Raw genomic sequence first — 19464 nt, 5'->3', positions numbered from 1 at the left:
CGCCGCCGATACGCCCGCCAACCAACCTCGGCTTGACGACGAAAGACGTGCTACACGCGCGCTCGTGGCGATGCGCCATGCAGGAGTGCAGGCTTGGAATCCGTATCGATCGTATTGATTTTGCTGCTGGCGGTCGTCGTCAGCGGTGCCGTGTCGCGGATGCTGCCGGTGGCAATCCCGACCCCGCTGGTGCAGATCGCGCTGGGCTTTGTCGTGGGTCTCGCCACGCATCTGCGCGTGACGCTCGATCCCGAGCTCTTCATGCTGCTGTTCCTGCCGCCGCTATTGTTTCTCGATGGCTGGCGCATCCCCAAGGACGCGCTGTTCAAGGATCTGTCGACCGTCGTCGAACTGGCACTGGGCCTGGTCCTGCTAACGGTGCTCGGCATGGGCTTCCTGATCCACTGGATGATCCCGGCCATGCCGCTTGCCGTGGCGTTCGCGCTGGCGGCCGTCATCTCGCCGACCGATCCGATTGCGGTGTCGGCCATCGCCGCGCGCGTCCCGATCCCGAAACGGATGATGCATATCCTCGAAGGCGAGTCGCTGCTCAACGACGCCTCCGGCCTGGTGTGTTTGCGCGTAGCGATCGCGGCGGCCCTCACCGGCAGCTTCTCCGCGACCGAGGCGGCGTTGAACTTTCTCTGGATGGCGGGGGCGGGGATCTTCGTCGGCGTCGCGCTGACGCTGGTGGTGACGCGGACCAAGGCTTGGGTGTCGCGGCGCTTCGGCGAGGAAACGGGCTCGCAGATCCTGATCAGCGTGCTGATCCCGTTCGGCGCCTATCTGGTCGCCGAGCATGTTCACGCATCGGGCGTCCTCGCGGCGGTCGCGGCCGGCGTGACGATGAGTTTCGCCGAGATTTCGCGCCAGGCGCTGGCGGTCACGCGGATGCGACGCAACTCGGTGTGGGACACGATCCAGTTCGCGGCCAACGGCATGATCTTCGTGTTGCTCGGCGAACAGCTGCCGGAAATTCTCTCGGGTCTCGACCAGACCGTCGCGCTGACCGGCCATGCCAGTCCGTGGTGGCTGGCCGTCTACGTCGCGGCGATCATGGCGGCGCTTGCCGCGTTGCGCTTCGGCTGGGTGTGGGTCTCGTTCCGCATCACCTTGCTGCGGCGCCCGCCGGGGGGCGAGTCCGGATCGAGCCCGTCCTGGCGGCTGGTCGCGGCGATGTCGTTCGCCGGGGTGCGCGGCGCGATCACGCTCGCGGGCGTGCTGACGCTGCCGATGGCGATGGGCAACGGCACGCCCTTTCCCGGCCGCGAGCTCGCGATCTTTCTCGCAACGGGGATCATTCTGAGCTCGCTCGTCCTTGCGAGCATTGGCCTGCCGCTCCTCCTGCAGGGACTGACCATGCCGCCCGAGCCGTCACAACAGGCCGCCGAGGACATGGCGCGCATCGCTGCGGCGGAAGCAGCGATCAGGACCATCGAGCGCGTTCAGCACGGGCTTGCCGAAGGGCGCAGCGACGCGGACGTCTATGCCGCGGCCGGCGCCCGGATCATGGACGGCTATCGCGAGCGGATCGAGGGGCTGAGCGCGGGCAGCGACGCCAGCCAAGTGGCGCGCACCAACGAAGGGATCGACCGCGAGCTGCGGCTCGCCGCGGTCCGCGCCGAGCGTACGGAAATCATGTCGATCGCCCGCGATCGCGGCCTGGGCAGCGAACTCGCCGCCAAACTCGTGCGCGAGCTCGACCTGCTGGAGGTGCGCTACAAATAGCGTGCCGCCGCCACCGTGTGGCGACGCCGTCCGGCACGATGGACAAACCCGCTCTGCAACCGCTGTCGACGCGTGCCCCGGATCGTACGACCGCCACATTAGCGTAGCGGTGGCGGAGGCGTCCTTATCGGGGCGGCGGCGCGTCGGTCGCTTGCGCGGCGCGCATGCGCTCGACATCGGCCGCGGTCTTATAATCCACCAGTTCAACCTGGAATACGAGATCGGCATTGGCCGGGATCGGGCCCGACCCCTGCGCGCCATAGCCCGTGGCCGCGGGGATGCAGAAGCGCCCGACACCCGTCTTGGCCATCATCTGCAGGGCTTCCGAGAAGCCCGGGATCACGCCGTCGACGGGCAGCGGCGAGCCCATCCCCTGGTCGAAGACCACGCCCGTCGCGGCGAGATACCCGATATAATTGACCAGCGCGACATCGCTCCGCGCCGGCTTCGTGCCCGCTGCCGGTCGCAGCAGCGTATAGCCCAGCCCCGACGGGGTTCGGGCGCTACACACCCGTTGCGCCGCAGGGACGATAGGATTGAGCGGCAGCGCGATGATGCTGTTGTTCGCCGCAACCGGCTTCGGCGCCGCCGGCCGCGCCTTGACGCCGCGTGGCGCTGCCGCGCTGGCCGCAAGCGGCGCCGCGAGCGCAATCCCGGCGATGGCAGAAACGACGATAAGCACGGTGCGGCAGGACATGGTCATGACCACGTCCTTATGGCGTGTCTGAGCATATTGCCACCATCTGCGTTGGACCGGCGATGAGGATGGTTTCTTCGCGCGCATGCAGCGCACAATGGACCTAGTCGTGCAGAAGACAGGTCGCCGGAGCGGCGGGGGCAGAAGCCGCGCGAAGTATGGCTTCGGATTCTTGCATGCGACGCTAACCCTGTAGCACCGCGCCGCTTTACCATGTCGCTGAACGCCGCCGCCCGAGGAGGGATGGTGCCTTCTATGGGAAGTGTTGTTCAAGCGCGATCCGCGCCGGGTGCGGGGCGGAGCATCTTAACCGCACATGTAACGCACGACGGCCGACACGCGAACGGAGGGCGTGCGCTTTGCCGGTTGCACCCATGACCTCAACCATGTTGCCGGGGGGACTGCCAGGCGGCCGTATCGCAAGAGGTCGTCGCCGCCGCCGGCCCGGCTTGCACTATAAAGCGACGTCATCGCCATTTTGGACGCGCTTGAGCAGCGCCATCGCACCAAGCGCTTTGGGCAGGCCGGCATATGGGATCGCCTGGAGGACGAGCTCCTTCAATTCCTCCGCCGTAATGCCGACCTTATGCGCGTGCTTGAAGTGCAGCGCGACGCCGTGCGCGCCGAGCGCGATCAGCATCGCCATGCACACCAGTTCGCGATCGCGCAGCGACAGGCCCGGGCGCGCCCAGATCGTGCCGAAATTCACCTCCGACACGATCCGCCACAAATCCTCGTCGAGCGCACGCACCCCTTCGTTCTGGCCCCAGCCGAGCGCTTCGAGCACGGCGAGCCCCGCGCGTTCGCGCCCGTCGTCGTGCGTGCCGTCCTGCGTGTCGTCACTCACTTTTGGTTCTCCCGCCCCGGTCATGCCGCATAGTCCGCGCCTCTTGCATCCAACATGCGACGCAGCGCGGCCCATTCGCGCGCGATCACTGCCTCGCCGCCTTCGAAAGCCAGCGCCATGCGGCGGCAATCCGCCTCGTTCGGCCATACCAGCTCGCTTTCGGGATCGCGGCACTGCGACAGCGAGGCGACCTGCATCCGACACGCGCGTTCGAGATAGTACATGCGCGAGAAGGTCTCGGCGATCGTCGGCCCGACCACCAATGGCCCGTGATTGCGCAGCATCAGCACATAGCCGTCGCCCAGCGCCGCCGGCAGCCCCGCGCGCTTGGCGTCGCTGTCGAAGATGCCGCAATAGTCGAAATAGCCGACCTTGCCGTAGAAGCGCAGCGCGTGCTGCGTGAGCGGCAGCAAACCCTTGCGGTAGTTGGCAACCGCGACTGTCGCCTCGGTATGCGCATGCATCACGCAGGCCGCGCCCGGCGTTGCCGTATGTATCGCACCGTGGATGGCGAAGCCGCCGCGGCTGATGCCAAGCCCCGACGCGTCGGCGAGGATGGTGCCGTCGAGGTCGCACTTCACCATCTGCGACGCGCGCGCCTCGCCGAACAGGTGCCCATAGGGAAGCTGCAGGAAATGTGTGGGCTCGCCCGGCACCACCACCGAGATGTGCGTGTGGATCAGGTCGGTGATCTCGAGCCAGTCGAACAGCCGATAGGCGATCGCGAGGTCGACGCGCGCCGCCCATTCCGCGGCGGAGCATTCGACGACGACCGGGCGCGAGGGCATGAGATTGGTCACGCGGCGTCTCCTAGAACTTGACCGAGCCGCGAACGCCGAAGGTCCGCGGCGCCAGCACCCGGACACCATAAGCGGCGATGACCGGATAGCTGGTGCTCATCGTCGCGTCGGTGATCGAGACGACATTGGTGAGATTGTCGACATAAGCCTTGAGCGTAAAGCGATCGCCGGGAGAGAGATAGCTGAGCGCCATGTCGACACGCGCCGTCGCATAGGCTTCCGATTCGGGCAGATACGACACGTCGTTCTGGAAGCGGGTTTCGTAGCGCACCCCCGCTTCGCCCACCAATCGGCCGCCATTGGCCAGCGGAACGGACTGTTCGAGGCGGCCGATCAGCGTCCAGCGCGGCGAGCGCAGCGGCGTCTGGCCCGAGCAGTCGACGGTCGATTGCGGGGCGCCGCGCGTGACGGTGCAGGCCGAACTGGCCGGTGGGGGGGCAAGCGTCTGGTAGACAAACGACTTATATTTCGCGTCGAGGTACTGCAGTTGCGAGAAGAGCCGTGTGGTTGGCGTCAGCAGGAACTCGGTTTCCGCCTCCAGTCCGAACGCACGCGACTGACCAACATTCTCGGTCACCAGCGTCGAGGCGCCGCCCACCAGCTTGACGTAACTGACCTGCTGGTTGTGATAGTTGAGGTAGAAGGCCTCGGCGTTGAACTGCAGCCGGTTGTCGAGGAAGCGGTTCTTCGAGCCCAGCACGAAGGAGGTCACTTCCTCGGGCGCATAGGTGTTGAAGCCCGGCGGTCCCGAATAGAAGCCGCCCGCCTTGAACCCCGTCGAGACGTTGGCGTACAGCAGGTTGCGCCGGCCGGCGTCGAACTCCAGGCCGGCTTTCCAGTTGACCCGGTTGTAGTGGCGCTTGTCCTGGATGAGGAACAGCGGGGTCCCCGTCTGCGTCGCAGGGATGACCGGATCGGGGCCGACCGTCAGCACGGTATAGCGTCGGCTGTCCGAGGCCTTTTCCTCATAGGTGTAGCGGATGCCGCCGACCGCGCGCAGATGGTCGACCACTTCGTAGGACAGTTGCGAAAAGGCGGCGGCGGTCCAGCCGGTGGTATTGGTATAGGCGTCGCTAAAATTCCTGCGCTGCCCGTTCTCGCTGTTGGAATGGGCATGCATGATCGTGTCGAGGTAATAGGCGCCGAACACATATTGCAGACGCTGGCCGCCTGGTGCTGCCAGGCGCAGTTCGACCGACTTCTGCTTGGGATGCTGTTTTTCGCGGATCTGCCAGCTTGTCGCCGTGGTGACGAAATCGACGTCGGATTTGCGATAGCTCGCGACCAGCGAGACCGTGCCCGCGCCGGTCGTCAGGTCGGCATTGAGACCGAAGCCGAGATAGCTGTCGTCGAGAAACGGGTTCCGGGTCTGCACCGCGATTCCGGCCGCGGTATAATAGCGGCCGAGATCGCCGACACCGGTATAGGGATCGGCGACGAAGCAACTCCCGCCTGGCCGCCCGAGCGACGCGCAGGTCTTGCGCAGCGTCGCACCCGCGCCCTTGCCGCCCTCGTGCGACCAGTCGGCGGTCAGCAGCACCGACAGGTCGGTCGACGGCTTGAACAGCAGCGACGCGCGCACCGCCTGCGCATCCTCGTCGTTGGTACCGTCGCTCATATAGCCGGTATGCCGCACCCGCTGCCCGGCAATGCGCAGCGCGACAGTGTCCGACAGCGGCAGGTTGAGCGCGCCGTTGACATTCAAGCGGTTGTAGTTGCCGACATCGAAGCCGAGATTGCCGCCAAGCGTGAAGCCGGGCCGGCTGGTGATCAGGTTGATCGCTCCCGCCGTTGCGTTGCGGCCGTAGAGCGTGCCCTGCGGACCCTTGAGGATCTCCAGCCGCTCGAGATCGTAATACAGCCCTCGGATCGAGGTCGGCGTTGCGAGATATACGCCGTTGATGTTCACCGCGACCGAAGGATCGGCAAAGGCGTTGCCACTCAGCTGCGTTACCGACCGGATCGTGAAGGTGGTGTAGGGCCCCCCGGCCGGCTGCACCTGCAATCCCGCGGTCAGGCGGCTGAGTTGCTCGGTACTGGTAACGCCGCGGTTGCGCACGTCGTCGCCCGAGACGGCGGTGACTGAGAGTGCGGCGCGCTGCACGTTCTCGCTGCGCCGCTGTGCCGTCACGACGATGTCCTCGAGGCCCGTCTGCGATTCCGGCGGCGTGGTCGGGCTCGTCGAGGCTGCCGTGCCGCTAGTGTCCTGCGCCAGCCCGGGCGTCGCAGCGGCTCCGATCGTCAGCGCGATCAAGGATGCCCCCAATTTCAAGCTCGTCATCACTAGCCTCCCCCATCGTTATCGATGTTTTGTGAACGCTAGGGGCGGGGGCCGCCCGCGTCTGTCCGTCATTCAGAGGACATCCTGCGTAGGGGTCAGTGGCTTACCAAGGAGCAGAGCTGATAGGGGCTGGTAACGCTGAGCCGGCCGTAGGCGCGCTGGCGATAGGTCAGGACCGAGGCCTTGCCGACCCCGAGGTCGAGCGCGGTCGCCTCGACCGTCATGCCGACCGCGGCACGGGCGCAGACCTCGCGCTCGCGCCGTGTCAGATCGGGAAAACGCGCGCCGAAGCGATCCTCCAGTTGCGGCACGGACAGTTCACGCGCGGTTTCGGCGCGGGCGCGGTTCATCGGCAGCATCGGCAGAGCGAGCCAGGCGAGATTGATGAGCGCGGTGACTTCGTCATCGGTGAAATAGCCATCGCTCTTGTGCCGGGCGACCGACAACGCCCGCCACGCGTCGCTCCCGCGCTGCACGATCGAGACCCGTTCGATGATCCCGGCATCGTCGAAAATGCGGCGCCGGAATCCGGCGGAGGCGATGTCCGAGGGGCGGATCCGCTGATAGGCCAGATCGCTGCACGCAGGGGTGGCACGGCAGGCGTCGTGGATCGGGTCGAGTTGCAGATACGACTTGCTGTAGAGCGGGAACAGATCGGTCACCCCGGGCTCGCATGAATAATATTGCAGGCTGGTTTCCAGCCGCCCTTTCGCTTCGAACAGATAGACGCGGCGCGCCCCCGCGGTGACGGTCATCACCGAATCGCGCACGGTGGATCCGAATTCTTCGGTGCCGATCGCCTGCAGCAGTTTCTCGTAGACGGCGCCGCACGCGGTGGAGGCGCGCCACTCCTTGATCTGCTGGATCTGCGTCAAAGGCCGCTCCCTGTTCTGTCCGCGGTCTGCAATCGGGCCGGTTCCGTCCCCGCTCGCTTGCCCGTCTCGTTCTCGCGTCGCGTCGTAACACGTCGCGCGTTCGCAATCACCAGCAACGCCGCCACGCACAGCGCGGTCGGCACGGCGAACAGTGAGGTGACGGTGGTTTCGGCAACCTGATGGGTGAGCGCGAGGCCGATCAGGATCGGCGCGAGCACCGTGCCGACCCGCCCGACGCTCTTCGTCACGCCAATGCCGAGCGCGCGCAGATGCACTGGATAGAAGCCCGCGAGCACGACGTTGATGCCCGCATAGGCGCCGAGCGCGCAAAAGCCGTCAGCGACGAGCAGCGTCATCAATAAGACCGGGGTCGCCGTCGCCAGTACTTGCCCGATCCACACGAAAAGCACGGTGGCGCCGAGGAAACAGCCCACGAGCATGCGGATCTGCCCGAAACGGTCCATCAGCGCGCCGACGACCAGCCCCGCGACGATCCCCCCCAACCCGAAGACCGTCACCGACAGCGATGCGAACGACGCCGATCGCCCGACCTGGACAAGCATCGTCGGGAGCCAGCTGCTGAGGCAATAGCTGATCGTCAGCATCGCGATGAACAACAGCCATAACATCACCGTGCCGAGGCCGAAGGGCGGCGCGAGCAGCAGCAGCGCGCCGCGCAAGGGCGGCGGCACGGGCTCACTCGATGCGGCGTCGGCCTGGCGTGGCTCGACGAGGAATTGCCAGGAAATCGCCGCGGCGAACAGACACACCGCGCCGATGCCGGCCATCACCATGCGCCAGTCGCCGGGCAGCGCGGCGATCCCCGCCAGCGCGCAACCGGTGCCGTATCCAACGAACATCAGCGATATGATGAAGCCGCGCCGGTGCGGCGGCGCCGCCTCTGCGATCATCGCGAGGCAGCTCGGCAGCGTGCCGCCCAGGAAGAAGCCGGTCACCAGCCGCAACCAGAACAATTGCTCCCCACTTTGCGCCAGACCGCACAGCATCTGGAACAGCCCGAAGCCCGCCAGCGTACCGATCACCACCCCGCGATGGCCGATCCGCCCCACCGCGAGCGGAAAGGCGATCAGGCCGATGCACTGCCCGATCAGATTGGCGGAGAAGAGCGGGCCGAGCTGCGCGATCGAAAGGTGCAGTGAGCGCGCGACGATCGGCGCGAGCGGCCCCATCACGGTATGCACCACGCCATCGAGCAGATAGGCGAGCGTGCAGATCGCGATGGTCGCGACAGCTGCGGGGGGCAGCCCGTCACCCCCGCGTTCGGATCGTTGGTCTGGTTGGCGCATCGTCGGCGTCCTCTCCTCCCGCAATCTCTCGCATATCGCCAGCGCGCCGCTTGTCCCCTCTCGAGGGGACGGCGATGGTGACCGTGCGACTGTCCCGGCGCAAGAGGACAGACGCCTCCCGGCGCCGTCGCCAAGGTTGCCCGCATCACTGGAGGGGAGAGCCAAGTGCTCGAAGGCAACAAGGTCATCATCACGGTCGCGCTGAACGGTGGCATGCAACAGGATCGCGACGGCGCGATCATTCCGAAGCAGCCGGTCGAGATCGGCGAGGCGGCGGCGCGGTGCCATGAGGCGGGGGCCGCCGTGGTCCACGTCCATGCCCGTGGGCCGGACGGCAAGAACAGCGGCGATCCCGCAATCTATTCGGCGATCATCCGCGAGATCCGGGCGCGCTCGCCGATCCTGATCCAGACCACCAACGGCATCGGGGTGCGGCGCGATCCGGTGACCGGCCAGCTGTACTGGCCCGACGACACCGAGCGGCTCGGCCTGCTCTCGATCGAGCCGCAACAGGATCTGTTCGGGATCGCCGCCGGTTCGGCCGATTTCTACAATCCCGAGGGCGGCTATCCCGGCGAGACGCCTTATGTGAACTCGCCCGAACTGCTCAAGAAGACGATCGAGGCGGTCTATGCCAAGGGCAGCGCGCTCGAATATGAGGTGATCGAGGCAAGCACGCTGCACCGCCTGCTGCGCTATGCGAACGAAGGGCTGTTCGATCGCCACCGTGAGAATATCTGGCTGCTGCACGGCGGCGGCTTCGGCTCCACGCCGCCGATCTCGCGCAACGTGCTGTTCGCGATCGACGAGGGGCTGCGGCTCTTCCCCAAGGCGATCTGGGGCGTGACGGCGACCGGGCGCGACATGTTCAGGATCGTGACGCTGGGGCTCTCGATGGGGTGCGATCTCGTGCGCGTCGGGTTCGAGGACGGTGTTCATTTGCCCGACGGCACCGTCGGACGCGACAATAGCGAAATGGTGGCGGCGGCGGTCAGGATCGCCGCAATCTATGGTTTGGCGCCGGCGAGCGTCGCGGAAGCGCGCAACCGCTTCGGCATCGGAGCCACGGCGGCGTGACACGACCGGCGGTGCTCGTCCACAATGCGGCGCTGCTCCCCCGGCTCGCGGCGGCCGATTTGCCCGATTGCCGCATCGTGCCGCCAGAGGCGATCGCCGATGGCGTCTCCGACGATCTTGCGGCGTCGGTCGAAGTGCTGGTCAGCGCAGGTGAGCCGCTGCCCAATAGCCTCGTCGACGCGCTACCGCGGCTGAAACTCGTCGCCTGCTTCGCGACCGGCTATGCCGGGATCGATCTGGCGCATCTGCGCGCGCGCGGCATCCGGCTGACCACCGCCGCCGGGGTCAACGCGCACGACGTCGCCGATCATGCGGTCGCCCTGTTGCTCGGTCTGCAGCACGGCGTCATCGCCGCGGACCGCGCCGTGCGGGAGGGGCGCTGGCGCGACGGCGTGACGCCGCGCCCTTCGTTACGCCGGCAACGTGTCGGCATCGTCGGCCTCGGCCGGATCGGGCTCGCCACCGCCGTGCGTCTGTCGGCGCATGAGATGGACGTGCGATGGTGGGGGCCGCGGGAAAAGCCCGACGCTCCCTTCGCTCGGTCGGACAGCCTGGCAACTCTCGCGCACTGGAGCCAGGTCCTGATTCTGACCGGTCGTGCCGACGCGCGGAACACAGTCCAGATCAATGCCGAAATCCTGCATCTGCTCGGACCGGCGGGGTTTCTCGTCAACGTCTCGCGCGGGACGCTCGTCGACGAGGATGTCCTGATCGCCGCCTTGACGGCTGGTACGATCGCTGGGGCCGCCCTTGACGTGTTTTGCGAGGAACCCGTCCGGTCGGCCGCTTGGAGCAGCGTGCCCAATGTCGTGCTGAGCCCGCATCTTGGCGGATATACGCAGGAAGCGGGCAGGGAAATGGGCTGGCAGCTACACGAAAACGTGCGGCGGTATCTGTGCGGCGAACCACTGCTCACCCCGACGGACGATGTTTGCTGATACGCCGCCCGGCGTTCTGGCAGTGCGGCGGGATCCGGTGTGGGACGCAGACGGCCAGCGCGCGTCGTTCGACTGACTTTCTCGCCGCGGCGCGAAGACGAGCGACCAACAGATGTTCGATCGCGCGACATGGACGGTCGGCTTTGCCACTGGTGTCGCCACGCGGTGCCGGTTGAACTTTGCAAAACTTTACCCGGCACACATTCTGGAGCCTAGGCGCACCGCCATTGCAGAGCGGCCGACGAAAGGTTGTCGGACGATTTGGAGGGAGTGCTGCACCATGAACCAATATATCAAACGCCGCCGACTACTCGCTGGACTGCTGGCTGCCGCGGCCGGCACCGCAGCGATCGCGGGTGCTGGTCTAGCCATGGCGGGGCCGGCAATACACCAAGCGCATGGTCATTCGGCCGCGGCTGATCCTGCGGTCATCGACGCACACTTCGACACACTATTTCCGAAAATCCTGCCTGACGGCACCCCCAAGCAAAGGGCCGAGCTGAAGATGATCGCGCATTCGGTTCATACCGATCTGAATGCCTTCCACGCGCAGTTCCCGACCGCGCATCAACGTGCGCACCTCTTGTTGCTGCAATCGACGGTCGACCGCGCCGGGTTGGAGGCGCTGCGCCAAGAACAAGTGCAGCAGGCGGACCTTGTTTCGAGGCGGATCGTCCGGCGGCTGGCCGACGCCGCCGAGGTGCTGACACCATCGCAACGCGTCCGGTTGGCCGCGCATCTCAAGGCCGCCCATCGCAACGGAGCGGGACTGTGAGGCTCATGTTGGTGGGCGTCTGCATGGTGGCTGTTTCGGGCCAAGCCAGTGCCGCTCCGCTGATGCTTTCAACGCGCCAAGCCTTGATAGAACGCGTCAGCTTTGGCGATCTGGATCTGCTCGGCGACGCCGGCAAGGCAACCCCTCCAGAGGCGCATCCGCGCGGCAGCGCGTCGGGTATGCAACACCCCTGGTGTTCTGCCCCTGGCGGCGAAGGTGAGCGAGGTGCGCTGCAATCGAACTGCGATAGCGCGTGCTTCAGTTCAGTTCGACCGGATTGCCGCGGCCCGTGGGGCAAAAGCGGTCGAAATCGCCGCACTGGCGTTAAACGCGGGTCGCTGACGGCAAGCGATCGTCGGACTCGGCCGACAGGCTTCGCGCGGTGCGCGAAGCCTGTATGGTCTGCCGGACACCCTCGCATCATCTCGAAGGCCAAGGCCATTTCTCAGCGCATCCTGATGATAGAAGACGATGGCCGGCTGGCGGCGATGGTGGAAACCTATCTGGCTCAGCACGGCTATGTCGTTACGCATGCACCGACCCGTGAGGAGGGATTGGCCGCCTTGTGCAACCACGAGCGTGAGGAGTTCGCGGCGGTATTGCTGGACCTTATGCTCCCCGACGGCGACGGGCTCGACATCTGCCGTCGCGTTCGCGCCCTGCCGTCGCCCGCAGGCGCGGTGCCGATCGTGATGCTCACGGCCAAGGGCGATCCGTTCGACCGCGTGATCGGTCTGGAACTGGGCGCCGACGACTATCTTCCCAAACCGTTCGAGCCCCGCGAACTGCTGGCCAGACTGCGCGCCGTGCTGCGCCGACCGGCTTTGGCGGCGGCGGACAGCCTGCCGCGCCTGCGGTTCGGGCGGCTGGAGATAGACCGCGATGCCCGTGTAGCGCTGCTGGATGGGCAGCGTTGCATGCTGACTGCCTATCAGTTCGATCTGCTCGTGGTGCTTGCCGAACGCGCCGGTCGCGTGCTGTCGCGCGACCAGCTGATCGACGCGCTGAAGGGGGAAAGCCACGAGCCGTTCGACCGATCGATCGACGTCCATATCGGACGCCTGCGTGCCGCCATCGAAGACGATTCCCGGCAGCCGCGGCGCATCATTACCGTGCGCGGGGCGGGTTATGTGTTCGCAAGGGTGCAGGATGATTGAGCCTGACGTGCCGGACGGTGGCAGCAACCGTCCGCGCCTGATGCAACGCCTCTATTGGCGGATCTATCTCGCATTGCTGGCGAGCCTCACCGTGGCGGCAGTGCTCTTTGGGCTGGCGCACCTGCGCTACGGCGCGGCGCCGGCGGCCATGCTGGGCTTCCGCGGGCATCTCGCCATGCTGGCGTTGCTGCTGGCGATCGCGATGGTGGTGGCGGCCGCGGCGTTCCCAGTGGTTCGCCGGCTCACCCGCCGGCTCGAGCGGCTCCAGGCAAGCGTCGATGCCTGGGGGGCGGGCGACCTGTCGAGCCGGGTCGCGGTCGAGGGGCGCGACGAGGTTGCGCAGCTGGCAACGAGCTTCAACCAATCGGCTGAGCGTATCGAAGCGTTGATGCGCGCGCAGCGGATCTTGCTGGCAAATGCCTCACACGAACTGCGATCGCCGCTAGCGCGTATCCGCATGGCGATCGAACTGCTGTCCGAGGCTCCGTCGGTGGCTGTACGCGCCGAACTGGCGCGCAATGTGATGGAGCTCGACCAGTTGGTCGAGGAAGTCTTGCTGGCAAGCCGCCTCGACGGGATGTCGACGCATGAGCATAGACCAACGGCCGTGGACCTGACTGCGATCGTTGCCGAAGAATGTGCGCGGGCGATCGCGCAGTTCGCGGGAGAGCGAATGGAGATATCCGGCGACGCGGTCCTCCTGCGGCGGATGATCCGCAATCTCCTCGACAACGCGCAACGCCATGGCGGCGGGACACCGATCCTCGTGACGCTGACAGCATCTGCAACGCAGATCGGGCTCGAGGTCCGCGATGGTGGCGCAGGCGTCCCGCAGAGCGAGCGAGAGGCCATCTTTGCGCCGTTCTACAGGGCACGCGGTGCCAGCGAGACTGATGGCGGATATGGCCTCGGTCTCAGCCTCGTTCGTCAGATTGCACGGCAACACGGGGGCGACGTGCGCTGCATCGCAGGCGGGGCGGGCGGTGGTCGGTTCAAGGTTGCATTGCCGCGATGAACGGCTCTGCGGCAATGTATGCTGTACCTTCACCGCCAAGCCGTCGAACGCCTTGAGAATATCGGCCTTCCTCCGGTTAAAAACGCGTGAGGTTCAGCTGTACGAGCTCGTCAAGGAAATCGACCACGGCACGGACGCGCGGGAGGCGTTGCTGGTCGGCGTGGAACATCAGCCAGTAGCTTCGCGTGATCTCGACGTCAGGCAATATCCGTACCAGCCGCGCATCCTGCTCGGCGGCGAAGGCGTGTAGGACGCCGAGGCCCAAGCCGCTGGCGACTGCGGTCTGCTGGGCCGCGATCGAACTCGACCGGAACACGGTCGGCGCGTCGGTGACGATTTGGTGGAAGTAACGCAGTTCGGGAATGTCGATCAGTTCGTCGATATACCAGACGAGCGGATGATGGCGCAGCGCCTCGACCGTGGTGATCGGTGCAGCGCCCGACAGGTAGCTCTCCGCGGCATAGAGTCCGAGCCGGTAATCCACCAGCTTGCGCGCGACGACGCGGCCCCTGGGCGGCCGGTTGAGGCCGATGGCGATATCCGCCTCGCGTTTGGACAGGCTGACGGTGCGGCTTTCCGGCGCCAGTTCGAGCTGGATCTGGGGATGTCGCTGCCGCAGCAGCCCGACATTGGGGGCGACGAGGTACGTGCCGAACGCTTCCGGCGTCGCCAGCCGCACCGATCCGGCAATGCCGCGGCTGCGTTCGCCGAGATCGGCGGTGGCGAGCAGCATCTCCGCTTCCATCCGCTCGGCATGCTGCAGCAATGCCTCTCCGCCGGGGGTCAGCGTCACGCCGCGCGGCGATCGATCGATCACCTGGCTGCCCAGCGCCGCCTCCAGCGCGGTGATGCGGCGGGCCACCGTGCTATGGTCGAGCCCGAGCCGCTGCGCCGCCGCAAGCAACCGTCCTTCCCGCGCCACGGCAAGGAAGATGCGCAGGTCATCCCAGTTCAGGCTCTGCATATTTGCACAACTAATTCGCTTTCGCCGATGTTTCTGCGCACATTTATACAGAGTATCCCTGTGCATCAACGCACATCGGAGAGTATCATGCGCAACATCACCCATTTCATTGGCGGCGAGGCCGCTGCCTGGTCCGGCGCGCGGACCGGCGACGTCTTCGCGCCGACGCTCGGCCAGATCCAGGCGCAGGTCGATCTGGGGGACGCCACGACGATCGATCAGGCCGTCGCCAACGCACGGGCGGCGCAACCGGCCTGGGCCGCGACCAACCCGCAGCGCCGCGCGCGCGTGATGTTCCGCTTCAAGACGCTGATCAAAGAGAATCTCGAAGAGCTGGCGCGGCTGCTCGCCTCGGAACACGGCAAGGTGATTTCGGATGCCAAGGGCGATCTGCAGCGCGGTCTCGACGTGGTCGAGTTCGTCTGCGGCATCCCGCATCTGATGAAGGGAGAATATACCGAAGGGGCAGGGCCCGGCATCGACGTCTATTCGATGCGCCAGCCGCTCGGCGTGGTCGCCGGCATCACGCCGTTCAATTTCCCGGCGATGATCCCGCTGTGGATGCTGGCGCCGGCGATCGCCTGCGGCAATGCCTTCATCCTCAAGCCATCTGAGCGCGCGCCGTCGGTGCCGGTGCGGCTGGCGGAACTGGCGGTCGAGGCCGGGCTACCGGCGGGCATTCTCAATGTCGTGCATGGTGACAAGACGGTGGTCGATGCCATTCTCGATCACCGTGACGTCAAGGCGGTGAGCTTCGTCGGCTCGTCCGACATCGCGCAATATGTCTATGGCCGCGGCGCGGCGAACGGCAAGCGCATGCAATGCATGGGCGGCGCCAAGAACCACGGCATCGTCATGCCGGATGCCGATATCGACCAGGCGGTCGCCGACATCCTGGGCGCCGCCTACGGCTCGGCCGGCGAGCGCTGCATGGCGCTGCCGGTGGTCGTGCCGGTCGGGGAAAAGACCGCCGAGGTGCTGCGCGAGAAACTGGTGCACGAGATCGCCAAGTTGCGCGTCGGCGTGTCGACCGACGATCAGGCGCATTACGGGCCGGTGGTCAGCGCACAGCACAAGGCGCGGATCGAGGACTATATCCGGATGTCGGTCGACGAGGGCGCCGAACTGGTCGTCGATGGGCGCGATTTCTCGCTGCAGGGCTATGAGCAGGGCTATTTCCTTGCCCCAACGCTGATCGACCATGTCACCCCCGACATGCAGAGCTATCAGGACGAGATTTTCGGCCCGGTGCTGCAGATCGTTCGCGCGCGGACGTTCGAGGAGGCGGTCAGCTATCCGTCGAACCACCAATATGGCAACGGCGTGGCGATCTTCACGCGCAACGGCGACTTTGCCCGCAAGTTCGCCAGCGAAGTCGAGGTCGGCATGGTCGGCATCAACGTGCCGATCCCGGTGCCGGTCTCGTATCACAGCTTTGGCGGCTGGAAGCGCTCGGGCTTTGGCGATCTCAACCAATATGGCAGCGACGGGATCCGCTTCTATACCCGGACCAAGACGATCACGCAGCGCTGGCCGAGCGGCGGATCGGTGATCGACCAGAGCTTCGTCATTCCCACGATGTGAGCCCGCTGGCCGGCCGGTGGTCGCGTGATGGACCTTCGGCCGGCCGCACGACGTTGAAGAGTTGAGGAGACAGTCATGATACCCACCGGCAAGCCTGACGCTGCCGATCAGCCGATCCCGGCGGAACGCCCCAAGCCCGCGCCCGACGCGCCGAAGACTGGCAGCGCGATGGACGATGAGCCGGAGCCGGGCACGGATCCGCTGCACGAAGGACCGTAAGCATCGCAGCGGCGGCCCAATCCCTTGCCCGGGTCAGCCGCCGCCGCGAAAACCGTCGAATATCTGCGCGCGCAGCGCGAGGTGGCGGCGGCGGATCGCATCCGAGCGCCAGCCGAGATAGTAGCTGAACAGGCCGGAGACGCTCAGCGCGAACGGCCGCACCAGCGTACCATCCGCCAGATACCGCTGCACCAGCGCGGCACGCGCCATGGCGATGCCGTGGCCGAGGATCGCGCCGCGGATGGTGAAGGCGGCGTCATCGAAATAGATCGGCTGTTCCGGATAGCTGATCGGCAACTGCGCCTTTTCCAGCCATAGGTTCCAGGTCACGCCCGAATGCAGCAGCAGCGGCGCGCGCCGCATCGTCTCCGGGGACAAATCGGGAAAGCGTGCGAGGAACGCCGGGCTGCACACTGGGAAGATCCGCTCGTCGCCGACCTTCTCGACGATCATGTCGGGCATTTCCCCATTGCCGTAGACCAGGGCAACATCGGCATTCGACGGCGCAAGCTGCGACAGGTCGTTGAGCGTGGTGACGCGCAGGCCGCTGCCTTCGGTCGCTGCCCGCACCTGCGCCATGCGCGGCAACAGCCAGTGATCGACGATCGCGAACTGGGTCGCGAAATGCAGCACCTCCGCACCGGTGCGCTCGGCCGGGTCCGCCACCGCATAAGCCTGGCTGAGATAATCGAGCGCGCGTTGGGTCTCGATTGCGAGCGATCGCCCCACCGAGGTCAGCATCATGCGATTGCCGACCCGCTCGAACAATTGCTGCCCCAACGTCTCTTCCAGCCCGCGGATCTGGTGGCTGACGGCGCTTTGCGTAACGCACAGTTCGTCCGCCGCCGCGGTGAAGCTGCCTAGGCGGGCGGCGGATTCGAAGCACCGCAACGTCTGCAGCGGAGGGAGCGAGCGATACGATTGGGACATAAGGCCAGCTAAAGCATCGAGCGAACAAATGCATCACACATGAGCACGGCTCATGCGCACGGCCACAAAGATCAATTGTTCGCTGGCGTAGGGGCAGCTTAACGCAGGGCAAATGGCCATGCAGAGCTATCGATACCCCCGTACCGGAGAGAGAATTTGGTAAGTCCCAGCAGCGGCGTCGGTCCTCAGGCCGCGCCCGACAAACGGTGGTATATCGGTGCCACCAAGGCCCAGTGGACCACCTTCTGGTCGTCCTATATCGGCTGGGCGCTCGATATCATGGATCTGATGCTGTTCGCGATGATGATCGCGTACATCAGCCCCGATCTTGGCATGGACAAATCGGCCGCCGGCATGCTCGTCTCGGTGACGTTGATAGCCAGCGCGTTCGGTGGCCTGATCTTCGGTTTCCTCGCGGATCGCATCGGCCGCGCCAAGGCCATGGTCCTGTCGATCCTGTGCTATTCGGTCGGCACCATGCTCTGCGGCTTTTCGCAGAACCTCACCCAGTTGCTGCTGTTCCGCATCGTGCTCGGCATCGGCATCGGCGGCGAATGGTCGTCGGGCGCGGCGTTGCTGACCGAGACCTGGCCGGCGCGACACCGCGCCAAGGTGATGGCCTGGGTCCAGTCCGCCTTCGCCACCGGCTATGCGCTGGCCGCGATCGTCGCGGCGCTGCTGCTGCCACATATCGGCTGGCGCGGCGTGTTCTTCTTCGGTCTGGTGCCGGCCCTGTTCGCCTTCTGGGTGCGCCGTCACACGCCGGAACCTGAAATCTGGCTCAAGCAGAAGGAGCGGCTCAGCTTCGGCCAGACGATCAAGCTGCTGTTCGGCGAGCATAAGCGTAGCACGATCGTCGGGCTTGCCTTCACCTCGGCGGCGATGTGCGGCTATTGGGGGCTGTTCACCTGGATCCCGACCTATCTCGCGACGCCGGTCGCGGCCGGCGGGCCTGGCCTCGACCTCGTCAAATCGACGACCTGGATCGTGATCATGCAGGTCGGCGCTGCCGCCGGGTTCGTGACGTTCGGCTATATCGCGGATTCGATCGGGCGGAAGGCGGCGTTCATGACCTTCTTCTTCATCTCCGCACTGGCCGTGCCAGCCTATACGATGATCCATGATCCCACGATCCTGCTGATCTTCGGGCCGATCGTCGCCTTCTTCGGCACCGGTTTCTACAGCGGTTTCGCGCCGACCTTCGCCGAACTGTTCCCGACCCAGATCCGCGCGACCGCGCAGGGCTTCATCTACAATACCGGCCGGGCATCGGCCGCGGTCGCCCCGGCGATGGTCGGCCTGTTGTCGGGATCCTACGGGATCAGCGGCGCGCTCGCCTTCACCGCCGGCTTCTTCGCGCTGGCCGGCTTCATCGTCCTGTTCTTCCTGCCCGAAACCAAAGGAGCCGAGCTTCAGTGACCGAGCTCAACATTAACGCCGCGTCGCTTGCCCCTGCTGGCTTCGATATCGACACCTGGCTGGCCGATACGGCGGGCGCGGCGCAGTTCGATCTCAGCCACGTGATGGCCAAGGGCATGCCGATCCATCCGGCGCACCCGCCGTTCCATATCACGCTGAACAACCGCCACGGCGATACGGTGCGCTATTGCGGCCATTCCTCGGCCAATGAGCTGATGTGCGGCAGCCTGCATTCGGGAACGCATATCGATGCGCTGTGCCACGCCTCGTCGCATGGCAAACTGTTCGGTGGGATCGATGCGGCGGAGGCGCAGGCCGGCACCGAATTGTTCAAGGTTCTCGGTGCCGAGACGATCGCGCCGATCTTCCGCCGCGCCGTGTTGCTCGATGTGGCGGGCGTGCTGGGCGTCGACGCGCTCGAACCGGCCTATGAAGTGACTGCCGCCGATCTAGACCACTGCCTGGCTGCCGCGGATACGGAGATCCGGCCTGGCGACGTCGTCCTGCTGCGCAGCGGCTGGGCTGCCTATTGGGCGGATTCGCCTCGCTATCTCGGGCTGGATTCGGCCGGCGCGCCGGGGCCGGGCGTCGAGGCAGGGCGGTGGCTCGCGGCGCACCGGCCGTTCGCGGTCGGCTCCGATACCTCGGCGTTCGAGGTGATGAACCACCACGATATCACGCTCGAGGTGCACAAGATCCTGATTGCCGAACACGGCATCCACATCATCGAGAACCTCGATCTGCAGGCGCTCGCCGCCAGCCCGCACCGCACGGTCGCGCTGGTCGCGCTGCCACCGAAGATCGCCGGCGCCACGGGCGCGCCGCTGCGCCCCATCGCGCTCGCCTGAAGG

18 protein-coding genes are annotated in these 19464 nt (G+C 66.1%); 10 read left to right on the top strand and 8 right to left on the bottom strand.

Annotated elements, in window-relative coordinates; translation table 11 throughout:
• Window positions 1–93 precede the first annotated feature (93 nt).
• A complete protein-coding gene (locus tag NV401_RS15250) occupies window positions 94–1728 on the top strand; it encodes a Na+/H+ antiporter (RefSeq protein WP_261295305.1) in 1635 nt (544 codons plus the stop codon).
• Window positions 1729–1852: 124 nt separating this feature from the next.
• Here NV401_RS15250 and NV401_RS15245 read toward each other — a convergent pair whose 3' ends face one another.
• The 6 genes from NV401_RS15245 to NV401_RS15220 all read right to left on the bottom strand — a co-directional run bounded on the left by NV401_RS15245 (window position 1853) and on the right by NV401_RS15220 (window position 8535).
• The gene (locus NV401_RS15245; RefSeq protein WP_261295304.1) at window positions 1853–2431 is read right to left on the bottom strand and encodes an FKBP-type peptidyl-prolyl cis-trans isomerase; all 579 of its coding nucleotides are present in this window, start codon (window positions 2429–2431) and stop codon (window positions 1853–1855) included.
• A gap of 448 nt (window positions 2432–2879) precedes the next feature.
• On the bottom strand, window positions 2880–3272 hold the full coding sequence (locus NV401_RS15240) for a carboxymuconolactone decarboxylase family protein (protein WP_261295303.1): 393 nt from the start codon (window positions 3270–3272) through the stop codon (window positions 2880–2882).
• Window positions 3273–3292: 20 nt separating this feature from the next.
• Entirely contained in the window at window positions 3293–4072 is a 780-nt protein-coding gene (locus NV401_RS15235) for a class II aldolase/adducin family protein (RefSeq protein WP_261295302.1), read from the bottom strand.
• A 10-nt stretch (window positions 4073–4082) separates the two neighbouring features.
• Entirely contained in the window at window positions 4083–6353 is a 2271-nt protein-coding gene (locus NV401_RS15230; protein ID WP_261295301.1) for a TonB-dependent receptor, read from the bottom strand.
• A 95-nt stretch (window positions 6354–6448) separates the two neighbouring features.
• Window positions 6449–7228 carry a helix-turn-helix transcriptional regulator gene (locus NV401_RS15225; protein ID WP_261295300.1) on the bottom strand — a complete coding sequence of 260 codons (780 nt, stop codon included), beginning with the start codon at window positions 7226–7228 and terminating at the stop codon, window positions 6449–6451.
• The gene (locus NV401_RS15220) at window positions 7225–8535 is read right to left on the bottom strand and encodes an MFS transporter (RefSeq protein ID WP_261295299.1); all 1311 of its coding nucleotides are present in this window, start codon (window positions 8533–8535) and stop codon (window positions 7225–7227) included. Before NV401_RS15220 ends, NV401_RS15225 begins: the two co-directional genes overlap by 4 nt.
• Window positions 8536–8700: 165 nt before the next feature.
• On the opposite strand from NV401_RS15220, the gene NV401_RS15215 reads away from it, so the two are divergent.
• The 5 genes from NV401_RS15215 to NV401_RS15195 all read left to right on the top strand — a co-directional run bounded on the left by NV401_RS15215 (window position 8701) and on the right by NV401_RS15195 (window position 13497).
• Window positions 8701–9612, top strand: a complete 912-nt coding sequence (locus NV401_RS15215; RefSeq protein ID WP_261295298.1) for a BKACE family enzyme — start codon at window positions 8701–8703, stop codon at window positions 9610–9612.
• Window positions 9609–10550, top strand: coding sequence for an NAD(P)-dependent oxidoreductase (locus NV401_RS15210; RefSeq protein ID WP_261295297.1), 942 nt, complete (start codon window positions 9609–9611; stop codon window positions 10548–10550). Before NV401_RS15215 ends, NV401_RS15210 begins: the two co-directional genes overlap by 4 nt.
• A gap of 280 nt (window positions 10551–10830) precedes the next feature.
• Window positions 10831–11325 carry a hypothetical protein gene (locus NV401_RS15205; protein ID WP_261295296.1) on the top strand — a complete coding sequence of 165 codons (495 nt, stop codon included), beginning with the start codon at window positions 10831–10833 and terminating at the stop codon, window positions 11323–11325.
• Between the two features lie 5 nt (window positions 11326–11330).
• Window positions 11331–12482, top strand: a complete 1152-nt coding sequence (locus NV401_RS18835) for a response regulator transcription factor (RefSeq protein ID WP_261295445.1) — start codon at window positions 11331–11333, stop codon at window positions 12480–12482.
• A complete protein-coding gene (locus NV401_RS15195) occupies window positions 12475–13497 on the top strand; it encodes a HAMP domain-containing sensor histidine kinase (RefSeq protein ID WP_261295295.1) in 1023 nt (340 codons plus the stop codon). Before NV401_RS18835 ends, NV401_RS15195 begins: the two co-directional genes overlap by 8 nt.
• 76 nt (window positions 13498–13573) lie before the next feature.
• Here the strand turns inward: NV401_RS15195 and NV401_RS15190 are convergent, their stop codons facing one another.
• The gene (locus NV401_RS15190; protein ID WP_261295294.1) at window positions 13574–14461 is read right to left on the bottom strand and encodes a LysR family transcriptional regulator; all 888 of its coding nucleotides are present in this window, start codon (window positions 14459–14461) and stop codon (window positions 13574–13576) included.
• 87 nt (window positions 14462–14548) lie between these two features.
• Between NV401_RS15190 and NV401_RS15185 the strand changes: the two genes are divergently transcribed.
• Both NV401_RS15185 and NV401_RS15180 read left to right on the top strand, forming a co-directional pair.
• The gene (locus tag NV401_RS15185) at window positions 14549–16045 is read left to right on the top strand and encodes a CoA-acylating methylmalonate-semialdehyde dehydrogenase (RefSeq protein ID WP_261295293.1); all 1497 of its coding nucleotides are present in this window, start codon (window positions 14549–14551) and stop codon (window positions 16043–16045) included.
• Between the two features lie 75 nt (window positions 16046–16120).
• Complete coding sequence (locus tag NV401_RS15180; RefSeq protein WP_261295292.1) at window positions 16121–16264, top strand: hypothetical protein; 144 nt, start codon at window positions 16121–16123, stop codon at window positions 16262–16264.
• A 33-nt stretch (window positions 16265–16297) separates the two neighbouring features.
• On the opposite strand, the gene NV401_RS15175 is transcribed toward NV401_RS15180, so the two are convergent.
• On the bottom strand, window positions 16298–17194 hold the full coding sequence (locus tag NV401_RS15175) for a LysR substrate-binding domain-containing protein (protein WP_261295291.1): 897 nt from the start codon (window positions 17192–17194) through the stop codon (window positions 16298–16300).
• Window positions 17195–17350: 156 nt separating this feature from the next.
• Between NV401_RS15175 and NV401_RS15170 the strand changes: the two genes are divergently transcribed.
• The gene (locus NV401_RS15170) at window positions 17351–18613 is read left to right on the top strand and encodes an MFS transporter (RefSeq protein WP_261295290.1); all 1263 of its coding nucleotides are present in this window, start codon (window positions 17351–17353) and stop codon (window positions 18611–18613) included.
• Window positions 18610–19461 carry a cyclase family protein gene (locus tag NV401_RS15165; RefSeq protein WP_261295289.1) on the top strand — a complete coding sequence of 284 codons (852 nt, stop codon included), beginning with the start codon at window positions 18610–18612 and terminating at the stop codon, window positions 19459–19461. Before NV401_RS15170 ends, NV401_RS15165 begins: the two co-directional genes overlap by 4 nt.
• The last annotated feature ends 3 nt before the right edge of the window (window positions 19462–19464 follow it).

The organism is Sphingomonas hylomeconis (assembly GCF_025370105.1).
Taxonomy (GTDB): domain Bacteria; phylum Pseudomonadota; class Alphaproteobacteria; order Sphingomonadales; family Sphingomonadaceae; genus Sphingomonas; species Sphingomonas hylomeconis.
Note: the sequence above shows the minus strand (reverse complement) of the source record. Positions and strands in the feature narration are given on the sequence as shown.